The following is a 15,948-nucleotide window of genomic DNA, read 5'->3' as shown; positions in this document are numbered from 1 at the left end:
TTCCTCCCAAGGGCGCCGGCTGCTTGCAGCCGGCGTTTTCTTTTTGAAGGATCGGTTTCCTTCGGCTGCGCGACGCAGCTATAATTGCTTCCATGGCTCAAAGAGCAGGCAGCGCCGATCTTCCCCTGCATGGCGGCAGGGTTCCCAAATGGCTGGGTGACCGGATGACGAAGCTCGGTGCGGTGATCACCGAGGCGATCGTGCATCACTACGGGCGCGATGAATTCCTGCGCCGCCTCGCACATCCTTTCTGGTTCCAGTCCTTCGGCGCCGTCATGGGCATGGACTGGCATTCGTCTGGCATCACCACCAGTGTGCTCGGCGCGCTGAAACGCGGGCTGACGCCGCTCTCCGGTGAGCTCGGCCTGCATGTCTGCGGCGGTCGTGGCGCGCAATCGCGGCGCACACCGGATGAGCTTGCCGCGATCGGCAATCGCGTCGGTATCGACGGGATCTCGCTGGCGCGGACAAGCCGCCTTGTCGCCAAGGTCGATAGCGCTGCCCTGCAGGATGGTTTCGATCTCTATCTGCACGGCTTCATCGTCGCCGACGACGGCAAGTGGGTGGTCGTTCAGCAGGGCATGAACGGCGACAACAGGCAGGCCCGCCGCTATCACTGGCTATCCGAGGGGCTGGAAAGCTTCGTCAACTCGCCGCACGCGGCGATCGAGGGCCGCAGCCAGGGCAATATCGTCAATCTCGCCGACAAGCGGGCGGAACGCTCGCGTGCCGGACAGCTCGATCTCCTCGCAACGCTCGGCCCCGACCGAATCGTCCGCGAAGCCGTCGCGCTGGCGTTCAGCCCGGCAAAGCCTACCCCGTTGCCCGACCAGATGCTCTTACCGCACCTGATCATGCCCGCGCATCACGATGTCCGCGAAAAGGACGTCAACATGAAGCGGCTGCACGGCAATCTGGCTGCCGCCGCCGATCGTGGCCCTGAAGATTTCGAGCAGCTTCTCCTCGTTCCCGGCGTCGGCGCCCGCACCGTCCAGGCGCTCGCCATGGTCGCCGAAGTGGTGCACGGGGCTCCCTACCGCTTTTCAGACCCCGCCCGCTTCTCGATCGCCCACGGCGGCAAGGACCGGCATCCGTTCCCGGTGCCGCTGAAGGTCTATGACGAAACGATCAAGGTCATGAAATCGGCGGTTCACAAGGGCCGCCTCGGTCGCGAGGAAGAGCTTGAGGCCCTCAAGCGGCTTGACGACCAGTCCCGCCAGCTGGAGCGCTACGTGACCGGACCCGATCTCAAGGAGATCGTTGCCGGAGAATTCAGGAACTCGCCGGAATGGATCGGCCGCAGCGTGTTCGGCTGGGAGGGGGAGGAGAGGTAATCTGCCTCTCATGCCCCTTCATCGGGAATGTTCAGGATATGGCCGCAGGCCTTGCAATGCACTGCATCCGCATCATGGCGCTGCAACCCGCATTGCGGGCAGGGAAACGTCACTTTGAACGGACGTACGACGGCCTGAGCCAGGCGCACGAACAGAGAGATGCCGATGATCATCGTCACGATCGACGTCAGCTTGCCGAGTGTTCCCGGCAGGGTGATGTCCCCGAAACCCGTTGTCGTCACTGTCGCAACCGTAAAATAAAGAGCGTCCACGAGGCCAGTGATGCCGGGAAGGCCGCGGAAAAAGAACGTGTAGACAAAGCCCGTGACGAGAAACAGAAAGACGATGACGTTGATCGACGCCCGCATCACATCTTCCAGATGCCTCAAACCGCAATAGCGAAGCAGAACTTTGAGAAGCGCGCTCTGGCCGATCGTCCAGATGCGGATTGCCCGCAGGAAGGCGAAGTTGAACAGCAACTCCGGCAACAGCAGCGTCAGCAGCACGAATATGTCGATCCAGGTAATCGGCCTCTTCAGCCAGTCGCCGAGATTGCGTTCGATCAGCGCCCGCGCACAAAGCTCGAGCCCGATCCAGACGGCAATCGAGTAGTCGATGATCAGATAGGATGGGCCCGAGCGCAGATAAGGACCAAGAACGAAGAAGGCAAGAATTGCGAGATCGACGACAGCCAGAACGGCCTGAAACGTGATCGCCTTCTCTTCGCGCCCCAGATAGAGCACGCGCAGTCTCTGGCGAAGGCTGGTAAGCCCTGATGTCTCAGGCGGTAGCGTCCCGTCATTCATCCGCAGGAACATATGCGGCGCGGCACCTGCTTCAAGCACACGTCGAGGAAACGAAAAGGAAAATGGCGGACAAGGTGGGATTCGAACCCACGGTACGCTTTCACGCACACACGCGTTCCAGGCGTGCGCCTTAAACCACTCGGCCACCTGTCCTGCTATTTCGATCTGCATCGTCAAACACAAATCGTTGGAACGGCGCGATATATACCGATGAATTTTCGGGGATCAACCTAAATCTAACAGTTTTTTGACTTCTTCGGATAAAACTCCGCTCGCGTCATCCATTGCACTTTAGAAGGCTCGGATTTATCCTGCTTCTGAGGGTGGAAAATGGCGTGGCTGGCCGGGGTTTTCGGCATGAGTGCGCCGGAGGGTTTTATGCGTTTCTTGTTGCGTTTGAGTAGTCTTGTCGCGCTTGCCGTTGCGGTGATCGCGGGAACCATCGATTCCATCCAGTCGGTCGCGGCCTCAGCTGTGGTGATGACGCCCATGGGGGATGCCTGGCAGGATGTCAGCCCCGCTTCGCTGGTGGCGCTGCAATCGTCGATCGCCTATTATGTTCATCCGCGCTTCTACACCTTCATTTTCCAGTGGCTGATGTTGCAGCCCGCTTTCGGCGTGTTTCTGGTGCTGGCGCTGCTGCTCTGGATGGTCGGATATAAGAAGCCCCCGGTTGCAGGCCGGTTCACGGCCTGATCACCGAAAAAGCAGTTTGTTGGCGGCTTTTGCGCAGAAATCAGCCTGATTGAACTGTTTTTCGGCATCCCCGGCAAATTTTTACCACCCGAAAAATTTCTCGTGAAATTTTCATTCAGCCATGCAAGGATGCGCGAAGCCAGGTCTCCGGGGGGAGGCCGGTGGTTCCGCAGACATGCCTCGAAGAAGGCTTGCGGGAGGACCCCAAACAAATAGCAACAACAGGGCTGCAACTCATGAAAAAAACCCTCCTTTCGCTTTTGGCCGTGGCCGCGATGTCCACGACGGCGCTCGCCGCCGACGTCAAGCCGGCTCTGGTTTACGGCACCGGCGGAAAGTTCGACAAGTCCTTCAACGAAGCTGCCTACAATGGCGCTGAGAAGTTCAAGAAGGAAACCGGTATCGCTTACCGCGACTTCGAACCAACAGGTGATACGCAGGGCGAGCAGGCAATCCGCAACTTCGCGAGCCGTGGCTTCAACCCGGTTGTCGCCGTTTCCTTCGCCTGGACCTCGGCAATCGAAAAGGTCGCTGCAGAATTCCCGGACACCAAGTTCATCATCGTTGACGCCGTCGTCGACAAGCCGAACGTCCGTTCGGTCGTCTACAAGGAAGAAGAAGGCTCCTTCCTCGTTGGCGTTCTCGCCGGCTTGGCATCGAAGACCGGCAAGGTCGGCTTCGTTGGCGGCATGGACATCCCGCTGATCCGCAAGTTCGAATGCGGCTATGAGCAGGGCGCGCGCTCGGTCAAGGCTGACGTCGAAGTGTTCCAGAACATGACCGGCACCACCGGTGCTGCATGGAACGACCCGGTTCGCGGCGGCGAGCTCACCAAGAACCAGATCGACCAGGGCGCTGACGTTGTTTACGCGGCAGCCGGTGCAACCGGTCTCGGCGTTCTCCAGACCGCTGCCGACAACAAGAAGCTGTCGATCGGCGTCGATTCCAACCAGAACTACCTGCATCCGGGCTCCGTCCTGACCTCGATGGTCAAGCGCGTCGACCTCGCCGTCTACAACGCTTATGCCGACACCAAGGCTGACAAGTTCACCGGTGGCGTTCAGGCTCTCGGCGTCAAGGAAGACGGCGTTGCGGCTGCGATCGACGACAACAACAAGGCGTTGATCACCCCGGAAATGCAGGCTGCTGTCGACAAGGCAAAGGCTGACATCATCGCAGGAACCATCAAGGTTCACGACTACACCACGGACAACGCTTGCCCGAAGTGATCCGCGATTGAGATGGGCGTATGGCGTGTTGATTTTACCGCCATACGCCCTTTTCTTATTTGGAGCCTGCTGTGACAGACACGCCCGCAATCGAACTCGTGGGCATCGATAAGAAATTCGGTGCCGTCCACGCGAACAAGGACATCAATCTTACCGTTGCCAAGGGGTCTATCCATGGCATCATCGGCGAAAACGGTGCCGGTAAGTCGACATTGATGTCGATTATCTATGGTTTCTATCATGCCGACGCCGGTGAAATCCGCGTCAATGGCACGCCGATTTCGATCCGCGATAGCCAGACGGCGATCGCGGCGGGTATCGGCATGGTGCACCAGCACTTCATGCTGGTCGATAATTTCACGGTGCTCGAGAACATCATGCTCGGCGCTGAAGGCGGAGCGCTGCTCGCCCGTGGCGTTGCTGCGGCGCGCGCCGAGCTGAAGCGGCTGGAAAAGGAATACGGCCTGGAGGTCAACCCGGATGCGCTGATCGAGCAGCTTCCCGTCGGCCTGCAGCAGCGCGTCGAAATCCTGAAAGCGATGTATAGAGGCGCCGAGATCCTGATTCTCGACGAGCCGACGGGCGTGTTGACGCCTGCCGAGGCCGATCACCTTTTCCGCATCCTCAAGGTGCTGCGCGACCAGGGCAAGACTGTTATTCTCATCACCCATAAGCTGCGCGAGATCATGGCGATTACCGATACGGTGTCGGTCATGCGCCGCGGCGAGATGGTGGCGACCCGTAAGACCTCGGAAACGACGGTCGAGGAACTCGCCGAGCTGATGGTCGGCCGCCGTGTCCTGCTGCGCGTCCAGAAGGGCGAGGCCAATCCGGGCAAGGTCATCCTGTCGGTCAAGAACCTGACGGTGAAAGACAACCGCGGCGTGACCATGGTCGATAACGTCTCCTTCGACGTCCGCGCCGGAGAAATCGTCGGCATTGCCGGCGTTGCCGGCAACGGCCAGTCGGAGCTGCTGGAAGCGATCGCCGGTATCCGCAAGCCCGCCTCGGGAGAAATCCTGCTCGATGGCCAGTCGATCGAAAAGGCAGATCCGGCGCGTCTGCGCGAACTCGGTCTCGCCCATATTCCTGAAGACCGCCATCATATGGGCCTGGTTCTGAAGTTCGAGGAATACGAAAACTCGGTCCTCGGCTATCACCGCAATCCGGCCTACAGCAAAGGTCCGATTCTCGATCTTGATGCGATCCGCAAGGACGCCATGGAAAAGATAGAGAAATACGATATCCGCCCGCCGAACCCGCGGCTGAAGACCGCGAATTTCTCCGGCGGCAACCAGCAGAAGATCGTCGTTGCTCGTGAAATCGAGCGTGATCCGGCAGCCCTGATCATCGGTCAGCCGACCCGCGGCGTCGATATCGGCGCCATCGAGTTCATCCACCGCCGGATCATCGAGATGCGCGACGCGGGCAAGGCGATCCTGCTCGTCTCCGTCGAGCTCGATGAAATCCGCTCCCTTTCAGACCGTATCCTTGTCATGTTTGCCGGCCATGTCGTCGGCGAAAAGACGCCCGATGCCGGTGAACAGACCCTCGGCCTGATGATGGCCGGCATTGCCGCGTGAGGCCTTTATGAGCACTGCTTCAGTCCCACTGCCCAAATGGATCAATTACGGCCTGATCCCGATCCTGAATCTCCTCGTCGCCTTCCTGATCTCCGGCTTCGTTGTCTGGCTGATCGGCGAGAGCCCGCTCGACGCGCTGTCGCTGCTGATCGAGGGCGCGCTCGGGAGCGGCGAAGGCATCGGCTTCACGCTGTTCTACGCGACGAGCTTCATCTTCACCGGTCTTTCTGTCGCCGTCGCCATCCATGCGGGCCTCTTCAATATCGGCTCCGAAGGACAGGCCTATCTCGGCGGTCTCGGCTGTGCGCTGGTGGCACTCGCCCTCGATAAGTACGTGCCCTGGTACGTGACGATGCCGCTCGCCGTGATCGGCGCCGGTATCTTTGGTGCCGCATGGGCCTTCATTCCGGCCTATCTGCAGGCCAAGCGCGGCAGCCACATCGTCATCACCACCATCATGTTCAACTATATCGGCGCGGCGCTGATGGTGTACCTGCTGGTGCATGTGTTGATCGTGCCCGGCAAGATGGCGCCTGAAACCCGCACTTTCCTCGATGGTGGCCAGCTGCCGAAGCTCGGCTGGGTCATGGAAATGTTCGGCGGCAAGCTCGGCGCGGCCCCGTTCAACGTCTCCTTCGTTATCGCGCTTGTCGTTGCCTGGCTGGTCTGGCTGCTGATCTGGCGCACCAAGCTCGGCTTCGAGATGCGCACGCTCGGCGTCAGCCCGACGGCTGCCGCCTATGCCGGTATTCCCTACGCACGGACCGTCATGATCGCCATGCTGCTCTCGGGTGCCTTGGCAGGCATGATGGCGCTGAACCCGGTGATGGGCGCTTCGGCGCGCCTGCAGGTCGAATTCGTCGGCGGCGCGGGCTTCGTCGGTATCGCCGTATCGCTGATGGGCCGAAACCACCCTGTCGGCATCATCCTGGCGGCAATCCTCTTCGGCATCCTCTATCAGGGCGGCGATTGGATCTCCTTCGAGATGCCGAACATCACCCGGGAGATGATCCTGGTCATCCAGGGTCTGGTTATCCTGTTTGCCGGTGCGCTCGAATATATGTTCCGCCCGGCGCTGGTCCGCATCTATCAGCAGTTCAAGGGCAAGTGAGGGCGCACGATGGATTATTATGACATCTTCATCAGCGTTCTCAGCTCGACGATCCGCCTGTCGATCCCGCTGATCTTCACCGCGCTCGCCGGTCTCTTCTCGGAACGCGCCGGTGTCTTCGATATCGGCCTCGAAGGCAAGATGCTGGGCTCGGCCTTCGCCGCCGCCTGCGTCGCCTATATCACGGACTCGGCATGGCTCGGCCTCGTTGCGGGCGTGCTCTGCTCCGTGGCCCTCAGCCTCGTCCATGGCTTTGCCTCGATCACCAATCGCGGCAACCAGATCATTTCTGGCGTCGCCATCAACTTCTTCGTCGCAGGCATCACCATCGTGCTCGGTCAGGCCTGGTTCGGGCAGGGCGGACGTACGCCGCAGCTGGCGGGCGACGCCCGTTTCACGCCGATCACGCTGCCCGGCGCCGATGCGATGCGCGAAGTGCCGGTCATCGGTCCGCTCTATGCCAATGTCATCTCCGGCAACAACGTCCTGACCTATCTGGCCTTCGTCGCCGTGCCGCTGTCCTGGTGGATCCTCTACCGCACGCGTTTCGGCCTTCGCCTTCGTGCTGTCGGTGAAAACCCGGGTGCGGTCGATACTGCCGGCATTTCGGTCACCTGGCTGCGCTACCGCGCCGTGATGTGCGCCGGTATTCTCTGCGGCTTCTCCGGCACCTATCTGGCCATCGCCCAGTCGGCGGCCTTCATCAAGGACATGTCGGCCGGTAAGGGCTATATCGCCCTGGCAGCGCTCGTCTTCGCCAAGTGGAAGCCGGTCCCGGTCATGTTCGCCTGCCTGCTCTTCGGCTTCCTCGATGCGCTGGCAAACTTCATGCAGGGCAAGGAAGTGCCGCTGATCGGCGAAGTGCCGGTGCAGATTTTCCAGGCACTGCCCTATATTCTCACCTGCGTGCTGCTGGCCGGTTTCATCGGTGTCGCAACACCTCCGAAGGCGGGCGGCGTGCCCTATACGAAGGAACGTTAAACCATGTCCCACGATTTGTTCGAAGCCGCACGCGGCGCCATGGCCTTCGCCCACGCCCCCTATTCGAAATTCCCCGTCGGCGCGGCGATCCGCGCCGAGGACGGCAATGTCTATACCGGCGCCAATATCGAGAACCTGTCCTTCCCGCAGGGCTGGTGCGCCGAACCGACGGCAATCAGCGCCATGATCATGGGCGGCGCCAAGAAGATCGTCGAAATGGCCGTTATCGCCGAGAAGCTGCCGCTCTGCCCGCCCTGCGGCGGCTGCCGCCAGAAGATCTCGGAATTTGCCTCCAAGGACACGAAGATCTACCTCTGTGACGAAGCAGGCGTGAAGAAGACCATGACCATGGAGGAGCTTCTGCCCTTCAGCTTCGAGACCGAACTCGGATGAACGCGGCAACGGACCTGCTCGCCGGCGAGCTCGGCGGGCTCCTGCCGCGGCACGGAATCATCCTCGGTTCCGGCCTCGGTTCGCTCGTCGGCGAGCTGGAGGACCCGGTTCGCATTGCCTACAAGGATCTGCCCGGTTTCCCAGTGAGCGCCGTATCCGGCCATGCAGGGGAGGTTGTTGCCGGCCGCCTCGGCGGCGTCCCCGTCATCATGCTGTCCGGCCGCGTGCACTTCTATGAGAAGGGCGATGCCAATGCCATGCGTCTGCCGATCGAGGTCTTGAAGGGGCTCGGCGTTCAGTCGCTGTTTCTGACCAATTCCGCCGGCTCGCTGCGCGAGGACATGCCGCCGGGTTCGGTGATGCAGATCACCGACCACATCAACTATTCCGGCATGAATCCGCTGATCGGCGAGGAGAGCGATCACCGCTTCGTCGGCATGACCAATGCCTATGATGCGGAACTCTCCATCTCGATGCGCAAGGCCGCCGAAAAGCTCGGCATCACGCTGTCGCAGGGCGTCTATATGTGGTTCTCCGGGCCGAGCTTCGAAACGCCGGCCGAAATCCGCATGGCGCGCATTCTCGGTGCCGATGCCGTCGGCATGTCGACCGTGCCGGAAGTGATCATCGCCCGAATGTTGGGCCTCAGGGTTGCGGCAGCTTCGGTAATCACCAATTATGGGGCCGGCATGACCGGTGCCGAACTCAGCCATGACGAAACGAAAGACATGGCGCCCGTTGGCGGCGCGCGTCTCGCAGCCATCCTCAAGGAAATGGTCGCGGGTGGAGGAAGCAACAATGACTAATCATACGCACAAGGAGACGGCGGCTGTCGCGCTCTCCCTGCTCGACCTGACGAGCCTCAAGGACGATTGCACCGAAGCGCAGATCGATGCGCTCTGCGAACGCGCGCAAACGCCTTATGGCAATAGCGCTGCGATCTGCATCTGGCCGCGTTTCGTTGCGCGTGCTCGCACAGTACTCGGCAAGGGTCACAAGGTCAGGATCGCAACGGTCGTCAATTTCCCTTCGGGTGACATGGAAATTGCCGATGTCGCGGCCGAAACGCGCGAAGCGATCGCCGATGGCGCCGACGAGATCGATCTGGTCATTCCTTATAAGAAGTTCCTCGCGGGCAACGAAGAAGCCGTGACCCACATGGTCGCGGCGATCCGTGCCGAATGCGGCAGCGCGCTGCTGAAGGTGATCCTCGAGACGGGTGAGATCAAGGATCCCGCACTGATCCGCCGTGCCTCCGAACTGGCGATCGAGGCCGGGGCGGATTTCATCAAGACATCGACCGGTAAGGTCGCCGTCAACGCTACCCTCGAGGCTGCCGATATCATGCTTCGCGCCATTCGCCAGAGCGGCCGGAAGGTTGGTTTCAAGCCTGCCGGTGGCATCGGCTCTGTCGCCGACGCAGCACTCTATCTGAGCCTGGCTGAAACAATCATGACGCCGGACTGGCCGATGCCGTCGACCTTCCGGTTCGGCGCTTCTGGCGTTCTCGACGATATCCTGGCGGTGCTTGGTAGTACGCAGCCGGCGCCCGCCAAGGCCTCGAGCTACTGAGCATGATTCCGCAGGAGATCATCCGGCGCAAGCGAAACGGCGAGACGCTCTCCACCGAAGAGATCGAGGCGTTCATCGCAGCCCTCGCGGCCGGACGTCTATCGGAAGGCCAGATCGGCGCTTTTGCCATGGCCGTCTGGTTCAAGGGCATGTCTCGCGCCGAGACGGTGGCGCTGACGCTGTCCATGGCGCGGTCGGGCGATATGCTCGACTGGAGAGACATCGACCGGCCGATCGCCGACAAGCATTCCACAGGCGGTGTCGGCGATAACGTCTCGCTGATGCTGGCACCGATCGCCGCCGCCTGCGGCCTCGCCGTTCCAATGATATCGGGCCGCGGTCTCGGCCATACCGGCGGAACGCTCGACAAGCTGGAATCCATTCCCGGCTATGGAATTACCCCTGATGCAGCCCTGTTCCGAAAAGCCGTCAAGGACGTCGGGTGCGCCATCATCGGCCAGACCGGATCGCTGGCGCCTGCCGATGGCAAGCTTTACGCCGTGCGCGATGTAACCGCGACCGTCGATTCCGTTCCGCTGATCACCGCGTCCATTCTCTCCAAGAAGCTGGCGGCCGGGCTGCAGACCCTGGTGCTCGACGTCAAGACCGGAAACGGCGCCTTCATGACCGATCATGAGGAAGCGATGATCCTCGCCGCCGCGCTGGTCGAAGTTGCCAACGGCGCAGGCGTCAAGACATCCGCACTGATCACCGACATGAACCAGCCTCTGGCCGATGCTGCCGGTAATGCCGTCGAAATCTGGAATTGCCTCGATTTTCTCGCTGGCAAGAAGTCCGGCACGCGGTTGGAAGAGATCGTGCTTGCTTTTGCCGCAGAGATCTTGGTGAGCAGCGGCGTTTCCACCTCGTTGCCGGAAGGCGAGGCAATGGCGCGCAGCGCGCTCTCCTCGGGACGCGCCGCCGAAATATTTGGGCGCATGGTGAGCGTGCTCGGCGGCCCAGCTGACTTCGTCGAGAAACCATCGAAATATCTGAAGGCCGCCGCTGTCCGGAAAACGGTCTTGGCGCCCGAAAGCGGCTGGCTCTCCAGCTGCAACGCCAGAGACGTCGGAATGGCCGTCATCGATCTCGGTGGGGGGCGCAGGCACCCTTCGGACAAGATCGACCATAGCGTCGGCTTCTCCGATCTCCTGCCGCTTGGAACGCAGGTCGAAAAGGGGCAGCCGGTCGCTACAGTTCACGCAGCAGATGAAACTGCGGCCGCAAAGGCTGCAGCCGGTATTCTCGCCACCTATCGCATAGCCAGCGGCAAACCGGATCTGTCTGCCGTCATCTCAGGCCGCGTCTGATTACTGCTTGAGGCTCAGCGAGCCGTCGGCGACCGAGTAGGACTGCAGCTTCTTCAGGAAGCTCATGCCCACAAGCGTCTGGGACAGCGCATCGTCCTTCAGCACGAAAGCTTCAACGCCCTGAACGCGAATGCCGCCGATTTCGACGCGGTCGAGCGTCACATGCGCTGCCTTTGTCTGGCCGTTGGCAGTATTGACCGCATAGCGGAAATCGAGCTGGTTGCCGCCGTAGCCGAGGCGGCGCGCCAAGCTCTCGTTCAGCGCCACATAGGTGGCGCCTGTATCGATCATACCCTGCACCGGCTTGCCATTGATCTTGAAGTCGCCATTGAAATGGCCCTGCGCGTCAGCCGGAAGGCGCATGGTGCCGCTGCCGTAAGCGGGCGCAGCAGGGGACGCGGCATCAGGCGCGGCTGAAACGTAATTGGCTGAAATGGGCTGGTTCGCGGGTTCCGGGCTCGTCGCCGTAAACAACGATGGCACCTGGGTCGCCAGCGCCGCAGCAATGCTCGCGAAAATGACCGTACGCATGAGCATGAAACAGAAATCCTTCCTGTATAAACCGCGCATCATGCGAGGCCTCATGCTTCAAGCAGCTACGCCATAATTGCTGACAAGTTGCTAACGCCTGAAGTCAAAAGGCCCGGATCGACTGTCCGGGCCTTGTTTCTGCACTGATTTGGTAAATTCGGCGTTGAAATCACTTCGTTCCGTACATGCGGTCGCCGGCATCGCCGAGGCCAGGCATGATGTAGCCCTGCTCATTGAGATGGCTGTCGATCGAAGCGGTGAAGACCGGCACATCGGGATGCTCGTCGCGGAAATTCTTCAGGCCCTCGGGGGCAGCCAGCAGGCAGAGGAAGCGAATGTTGCGCGCGCCGCGTTCCTTCAGCTTGTCGATCGCCGCGATTGCCGAATTGCCGGTGGCCAGCATCGGATCGACGACGATGATCAGGCGCTCGGAAATGTCTTCGGGTGCCTTGAAGAAATACTCGACCGGCTGCAGCGTTTCGTGATCGCGATAAACGCCGATATGCGAGACGCGGGCCGAGGGCACCAGGTCGAGCATGCCTTCGAGCAGGCCGTTGCCGGCGCGCAGGATCGAGGCGAAAACCAGCTTCTTGCCTTCGAGCACCGGGGACTCGATCGTCTGCAGCGGTGTCTCGATGGTTTCCATCGTCAGCTCGAGATCGCGCGTGACCTCGTAGCAGAGCAGGGTGGAAATTTCGCGCAGCAACCGGCGGAAGCTGCCCGTCGATGTCTCCTTGCGCCGCATGATGGTCAGTTTGTGCTGAACAAGCGGGTGATCGATGACGGTGACGCCTTCCATGGCCAAGCCTTCCTCTGATTATCGTTATCGGACGTTTCTTCCATGGAAATCGCCCGGACTGCAAGAGTGCAGGCGATTTTCAGGGGATGATCCCCAGTCCGGCGGGCTCAGAGCCGGGCAAGCAGTGCCCGCCGCGTCTCCTCATCGACAAAGGCCGCTTCGATACCCGTCCGGGTCAGATCATTGATTTCACCGTCGCTAAAGCCGAAGGCCTCCGAGGCCAGCTCGTATTCTCGCTTCAGCGACGTGTTAAAGAACGGCGGATCGTCGGAGCTGATGGTCACGCGTACGCCCGCTTCCTTCAGCTTCCGCAGAGGATGTGCCGCGAAATCGGGGAAAACCTTGAGCGCGATGTTCGATCCGGGGCAGACTTCCAGAACAGTGCCTTGATCGGCAAGCCGCTTGACGAGGTCGGGGTTCTCGATTGCGCGAACGCCATGGCCGATCCGCGAAGGGCGCACATCATTGAGCGCATCCTCGACGCTGAAGGCGCCGCAGACTTCACCGGCATGGATCGTCAGGCCAAGACCGGCATCGCGCGCAATATCGAATGCCCGAGCATAATCCGCAACGCGGCCCATCCGCTCTTCGCCGGCGAGGTTGAAGCCTGTAATCAGCGGGTTCCTGGCCTTGGCGGCATATTCTGCTGCCCCGATCACGCTCTCAGGGCCGAAGTGGCGCTCGCCGGTGACGATCAGCCGTGCCTCGATGCCGTGAGTGGCTTTCGCCCGCCGGATACCTTCGCAAACACCGGCAATATAAGCGTCGGCCCCGAGGCCGATGCGCTTGCCATGATCGGGTGACACGATCAGCTCGCTATAGATCGTGCCGATACCGGCAAGTTCTTCGAGATAGGTTTCGGTCAGAAGCGCGTAGTCTTCCTCGGTCTTGTAGACCTCGGAGACCTTGTCATAGCACTCAAGGAAGCTGGCAAAATCATGCCAGACATAGGTGCCGTCGCGCAGATAAGGCGAGATATCGATATTGTATTTGCGCGCCTGCGCCAGCGTCAGCGCCGGTGGTGCCGCCCCTTCCAGGTGGCAGTGCAGTTCGACCTTCTTCAAATGCGATGTCATAGAAAACTTCTCCCATGCGGCCCGGCGGCAATACCGAGATGCCGGGCAACCGTCTCGCCGATATCGGCATATGTTCTGCGGATCCCGATATCGCGCGAGCGCAGACCGGGGCCATAGGCAAGGATCGGCACGCGTTCGCGGGTATGGTCGGTTCCCCGCCAAGTCGGATCGCAGCCGTGATCGGCCGTCAGGATCACGAGATCGCCGGGCGCCAGCTTGCGATGCACATCGGGAAGGCGGGCGTCGAAAGCCTCGAGCGCTGCGGCATAACCCGGCACATCGCGGCGGTGACCATAGACCATGTCGAAATCGACGAAATTGGTGAAGACCAGATCGCCATCCTTCGCCTCGTCCATCGCCGCCAATGACGCGTCCATCAACGCGTCGTTGCCATTCGCCTTGATGACGCGGGAAATGCCTTGGTGGGCGAAGATGTCGCCGATCTTGCCGACGGCGTGCACCTTGCGCTCGGCCTTCACCAGCCGGTCGAGCAGCGTCGGCTCGGGCGGCGGCACCGAAAAATCGCGGCGATTGCCGGTGCGCTCGAATATAGAGACGGTTTCACCAATGAATGGGCGGGCGATGACGCGTCCGATATTGTAGCTGTCGAGCAGAGCCCGCGCGATGCGACAGAAGCCAAGCAGGCGCTCGAGCCCGAAATACTTCTCGTGCGCGGCAACCTGAAACACGGAATCCGCCGACGTGTAGCAGATCGGTTTGCCGCTGCGGATATGCTCTTCGCCGTACCGGGCGATGATGTCTGTGCCGGACGCGTGGCAATTTCCGAGAATGCCGGGCACATCAGCGGCGGCGCAAAGAGCCTCGACGAGATGCGGCGGAAAGGCATCGCCCTCTGTTGGAAAATAACCCCAGTCGAAAGTGACGGGCGTTCCGGCGATTTCCCAATGACCTGACGGCGTATCCTTGCCGCGGGAGACTTCGTTGGCGCAGCCGTGAATACCATAAACCTTTTCCGGTATCGGCATGCCCGCAGGCAGGCGTCCCGTGGCGGTCTTGGCGATGTCGAGCAGACCGAGCGCCGACATGTTTGGCAGAAGCAGCGGCCCTGACCGTAAACCGGCGCGATCTGCAGCACCTGCCGCACAGAACTCTGCGATATGGCCGAGCGTATCGGCACCCTCGTCACCATAGCTGGCAGCATCGGGGCCGCCGCCGACACCGAAGGAATCAAGTACGAAGAGAAATGCACGTGCCATCATCAAACCAATCGCTATGCGGCCCGCGGGCCGTGATGGCGCTCAGGCATATAACGGCGTGGCGGGCTTGGCAAATTGCTAAAACAACGGGCTCAGCAGTCGCTGCAGGCGATGCTGTCGTTCTGACGCTGGCGATAATAATAGGTTCGCTGGATTGTCAGCGTCTGCAGATTGCCCGGCAGGAAAGCGGGGCTAAAGGCAAAGAGCTGGTATGGTATGCTCAACTCGGCGCGAACAAGAAAACTGCTGGCCTTTTGCATATCGGCAGGAACGCCCGTAACGGCCGAGTTCGCTGCATAAGGTGCCGATGTTGTCGAATTTCCCCATGACCAGAGCACTTTCGCGTTGGCGCTGGCGTCCATCGTGATGCCGGTCAGCTTGACCTGCATCTGGGACGTATTGTACGGCGCGAAGATCGCGTTGGCGACAGTAGTGATCTGCTGAAGCGAGGTCTTCGTGACACCCTGCTGCTGAGTAACGATGTCGGCGACAGAACCCGCGGCACGCGCTGCCCTTTTGCTCACGCTTAGCCCGACCGTGATCTCGAAGGCACCGATATAGAGCATCACGAGAATCGGAAAGAGGATCGCGAATTCAATAGCGCCAACACCGCTGCGATCGCCGAAAAGTCCGGCCAACTTGGACGTGATTCTGAATTGGAGCGCGCTGGCCATCACGGGTATTGCTCGTTTTGGAAAGCTGCGGTGGCAACGATCAGGAATTCATTGAGGTGGGCGCCGGTCGAACTGCGATAGGGCGTAATATAGGGGCGGACCAGATCGGTAATGACCTGCCATTTGTAATAGGCACGTATCATATTCTTCGTACCTGAGCCGCCAGGGCTATACTGGATCCCGGTTGTATCGAGGCCCGTTGCGTTCATCGGAATGGTTACCGGCATGTCCGAAAAATTCGTGAATGTCCGGACGTCGAGCCAGAGCTTGTTCGGCGTTGCCACCTCGGCAGCGGAGCAATTGATGAGGATGGAAACCTCATTGCAGAACCGCTGCCTGAAGTCCTTCACGTCCGCCACGTCCGTGGCCCGGCCCAAGCTGAATGTGATCTGGCCGGTGCGCATGCGGCGGGCCATCGTATCGACGCCGTTGGATACCAACTCTTCGGCCGCGAAGGCGACGAAGGTTTCGATGATCGCGAAGATCACCATGAAATAGGGAATGGCGAGCAGTGCAAATTCGATCGCTGCAGAGCCGTCCTTGGAACGCGCGAACGCTCTAAACCGCCCGCGCTTCTTCGTGCCGGGCATGGCAGGCTGGTCCTGCGGGCAGGGAATTGCGCTTTGGGGCGAGTTT

Annotated in this window: 17 protein-coding genes and 1 tRNA gene; 10 read left to right on the top strand and 8 right to left on the bottom strand. The window is 60.7% G+C overall.

The window, feature by feature from the left end; genetic code table 11:
• Positions 1 to 92: 92 nt before the first annotated feature.
• Positions 93 to 1,334 carry a DUF763 domain-containing protein gene (locus tag AC1DV9_RS09105; protein WP_477947353.1) on the top strand — a complete coding sequence of 414 codons (1,242 nt, stop codon included), beginning with the start codon at positions 93 to 95 and terminating at the stop codon, positions 1,332 to 1,334.
• 8 nt (positions 1,335 to 1,342) lie between these two features.
• On the opposite strand, the gene AC1DV9_RS09100 is transcribed toward AC1DV9_RS09105, so the two are convergent.
• Together AC1DV9_RS09100 and AC1DV9_RS09095 are read right to left on the bottom strand one after the other, a co-directional pair.
• Positions 1,343 to 2,152, bottom strand: a complete 810-nt coding sequence (locus AC1DV9_RS09100) for a potassium channel family protein (RefSeq protein ID WP_112385079.1) — start codon at positions 2,150 to 2,152, stop codon at positions 1,343 to 1,345.
• A gap of 51 nt (positions 2,153 to 2,203) precedes the next feature.
• A tRNA-Ser gene (locus AC1DV9_RS09095) sits at positions 2,204 to 2,293 on the bottom strand.
• A gap of 225 nt (positions 2,294 to 2,518) precedes the next feature.
• Here AC1DV9_RS09095 and AC1DV9_RS09090 point away from each other — a divergent pair.
• The 9 genes from AC1DV9_RS09090 to deoA all read left to right on the top strand — a co-directional run bounded on the left by AC1DV9_RS09090 (position 2,519) and on the right by deoA (position 11,015).
• Complete coding sequence (locus AC1DV9_RS09090; protein ID WP_112385376.1) at positions 2,519 to 2,836, top strand: hypothetical protein; 318 nt, start codon at positions 2,519 to 2,521, stop codon at positions 2,834 to 2,836.
• A gap of 236 nt (positions 2,837 to 3,072) precedes the next feature.
• Positions 3,073 to 4,065, top strand: a complete 993-nt coding sequence (locus AC1DV9_RS09085) for a BMP family lipoprotein (RefSeq protein ID WP_112385080.1) — start codon at positions 3,073 to 3,075, stop codon at positions 4,063 to 4,065.
• 71 nt (positions 4,066 to 4,136) lie between these two features.
• On the top strand, positions 4,137 to 5,648 hold the full coding sequence (locus tag AC1DV9_RS09080; RefSeq protein ID WP_310293565.1) for an ABC transporter ATP-binding protein: 1,512 nt from the start codon (positions 4,137 to 4,139) through the stop codon (positions 5,646 to 5,648).
• 7 nt (positions 5,649 to 5,655) lie between these two features.
• Positions 5,656 to 6,759 (top strand): ABC transporter permease, encoded by a 1,104-nt coding sequence (locus AC1DV9_RS09075; RefSeq protein ID WP_112385082.1) that lies wholly within the window; start codon positions 5,656 to 5,658, stop codon positions 6,757 to 6,759.
• Between the two features lie 9 nt (positions 6,760 to 6,768).
• The gene (locus AC1DV9_RS09070; protein WP_112385083.1) at positions 6,769 to 7,740 is read left to right on the top strand and encodes an ABC transporter permease; all 972 of its coding nucleotides are present in this window, start codon (positions 6,769 to 6,771) and stop codon (positions 7,738 to 7,740) included.
• 3 nt (positions 7,741 to 7,743) lie between these two features.
• On the top strand, positions 7,744 to 8,133 hold the full coding sequence (locus AC1DV9_RS09065; protein ID WP_477947351.1) for a cytidine deaminase: 390 nt from the start codon (positions 7,744 to 7,746) through the stop codon (positions 8,131 to 8,133).
• The gene (locus tag AC1DV9_RS09060) at positions 8,130 to 8,939 is read left to right on the top strand and encodes a purine-nucleoside phosphorylase (RefSeq protein WP_477947350.1); all 810 of its coding nucleotides are present in this window, start codon (positions 8,130 to 8,132) and stop codon (positions 8,937 to 8,939) included. Before AC1DV9_RS09065 ends, AC1DV9_RS09060 begins: the two co-directional genes overlap by 4 nt.
• A complete protein-coding gene (deoC, locus tag AC1DV9_RS09055; RefSeq protein WP_477947348.1) occupies positions 8,932 to 9,705 on the top strand; it encodes a deoxyribose-phosphate aldolase in 774 nt (257 codons plus the stop codon). Before AC1DV9_RS09060 ends, deoC begins: the two co-directional genes overlap by 8 nt.
• A 2-nt stretch (positions 9,706 to 9,707) precedes the next feature.
• Positions 9,708 to 11,015, top strand: coding sequence for a thymidine phosphorylase (deoA, locus tag AC1DV9_RS09050; protein ID WP_477947347.1), 1,308 nt, complete (start codon positions 9,708 to 9,710; stop codon positions 11,013 to 11,015).
• Here deoA and AC1DV9_RS09045 read toward each other — a convergent pair whose 3' ends face one another.
• The 6 genes from AC1DV9_RS09045 to AC1DV9_RS09020 all read right to left on the bottom strand — a co-directional run bounded on the left by AC1DV9_RS09045 (position 11,016) and on the right by AC1DV9_RS09020 (position 15,902).
• A complete protein-coding gene (locus AC1DV9_RS09045; protein ID WP_112540000.1) occupies positions 11,016 to 11,588 on the bottom strand; it encodes a TIGR02281 family clan AA aspartic protease in 573 nt (190 codons plus the stop codon).
• A gap of 127 nt (positions 11,589 to 11,715) precedes the next feature.
• Complete coding sequence (upp, locus tag AC1DV9_RS09040; RefSeq protein WP_112385089.1) at positions 11,716 to 12,345, bottom strand: uracil phosphoribosyltransferase; 630 nt, start codon at positions 12,343 to 12,345, stop codon at positions 11,716 to 11,718.
• A 107-nt stretch (positions 12,346 to 12,452) separates the two neighbouring features.
• Positions 12,453 to 13,421, bottom strand: coding sequence for an adenosine deaminase (locus tag AC1DV9_RS09035; RefSeq protein ID WP_477947346.1), 969 nt, complete (start codon positions 13,419 to 13,421; stop codon positions 12,453 to 12,455).
• Entirely contained in the window at positions 13,418 to 14,638 is a 1,221-nt protein-coding gene (locus AC1DV9_RS09030) for a phosphopentomutase (RefSeq protein ID WP_112514366.1), read from the bottom strand. The genes AC1DV9_RS09035 and AC1DV9_RS09030 overlap by 4 nt, the downstream gene beginning before the upstream one ends.
• 92 nt (positions 14,639 to 14,730) lie before the next feature.
• Positions 14,731 to 15,312, bottom strand: coding sequence for a TadE/TadG family type IV pilus assembly protein (locus tag AC1DV9_RS09025; protein WP_477947345.1), 582 nt, complete (start codon positions 15,310 to 15,312; stop codon positions 14,731 to 14,733).
• A complete protein-coding gene (locus tag AC1DV9_RS09020) occupies positions 15,312 to 15,902 on the bottom strand; it encodes a TadE/TadG family type IV pilus assembly protein (protein WP_112514236.1) in 591 nt (196 codons plus the stop codon). Before AC1DV9_RS09020 ends, AC1DV9_RS09025 begins: the two co-directional genes overlap by 1 nt.
• Positions 15,903 to 15,948 lie beyond the last annotated feature (46 nt).

Source organism: Rhizobium sp. 01L410 (assembly GCF_056400165.1).
Note: the sequence above shows the minus strand (reverse complement) of the source record. Positions and strands in the feature narration are given on the sequence as shown.

Excerpts from the sequence above, each read along its gene's own strand:
- AC1DV9_RS09025 (WP_477947345.1), bottom strand. The coding sequence starts at position 15,312 with ATGGCCAGCGCGCTCCAATTCAGAATCACGTCCAAGTTGGCCGGACTT.
- AC1DV9_RS09085 (WP_112385080.1), top strand. The coding sequence starts at position 3,073 with ATGAAAAAAACCCTCCTTTCGCTTTTGGCCGTGGCCGCGATGTCCACG.
- AC1DV9_RS09020 (WP_112514236.1), bottom strand. The coding sequence starts at position 15,902 with ATGCCCGGCACGAAGAAGCGCGGGCGGTTTAGAGCGTTCGCGCGTTCC.
- upp (WP_112385089.1), bottom strand. The coding sequence starts at position 12,345 with ATGGAAGGCGTCACCGTCATCGATCACCCGCTTGTTCAGCACAAACTG.
- AC1DV9_RS09070 (WP_112385083.1), top strand. The coding sequence starts at position 6,769 with ATGGATTATTATGACATCTTCATCAGCGTTCTCAGCTCGACGATCCGC.
- AC1DV9_RS09035 (WP_477947346.1), bottom strand. The coding sequence starts at position 13,421 with ATGACATCGCATTTGAAGAAGGTCGAACTGCACTGCCACCTGGAAGGG.
- AC1DV9_RS09060 (WP_477947350.1), top strand. The coding sequence starts at position 8,130 with ATGAACGCGGCAACGGACCTGCTCGCCGGCGAGCTCGGCGGGCTCCTG.
- AC1DV9_RS09105 (WP_477947353.1), top strand. The coding sequence starts at position 93 with ATGGCTCAAAGAGCAGGCAGCGCCGATCTTCCCCTGCATGGCGGCAGG.
- AC1DV9_RS09075 (WP_112385082.1), top strand. The coding sequence starts at position 5,656 with ATGAGCACTGCTTCAGTCCCACTGCCCAAATGGATCAATTACGGCCTG.
- deoA (WP_477947347.1), top strand. The coding sequence starts at position 9,708 with ATGATTCCGCAGGAGATCATCCGGCGCAAGCGAAACGGCGAGACGCTC.
- AC1DV9_RS09100 (WP_112385079.1), bottom strand. The coding sequence starts at position 2,152 with ATGTTCCTGCGGATGAATGACGGGACGCTACCGCCTGAGACATCAGGG.
- AC1DV9_RS09090 (WP_112385376.1), top strand. The coding sequence starts at position 2,519 with ATGCGTTTCTTGTTGCGTTTGAGTAGTCTTGTCGCGCTTGCCGTTGCG.
- deoC (WP_477947348.1), top strand. The coding sequence starts at position 8,932 with ATGACTAATCATACGCACAAGGAGACGGCGGCTGTCGCGCTCTCCCTG.
- AC1DV9_RS09030 (WP_112514366.1), bottom strand. The coding sequence starts at position 14,638 with ATGGCACGTGCATTTCTCTTCGTACTTGATTCCTTCGGTGTCGGCGGC.
- AC1DV9_RS09065 (WP_477947351.1), top strand. The coding sequence starts at position 7,744 with ATGTCCCACGATTTGTTCGAAGCCGCACGCGGCGCCATGGCCTTCGCC.
- AC1DV9_RS09045 (WP_112540000.1), bottom strand. The coding sequence starts at position 11,588 with ATGATGCGCGGTTTATACAGGAAGGATTTCTGTTTCATGCTCATGCGT.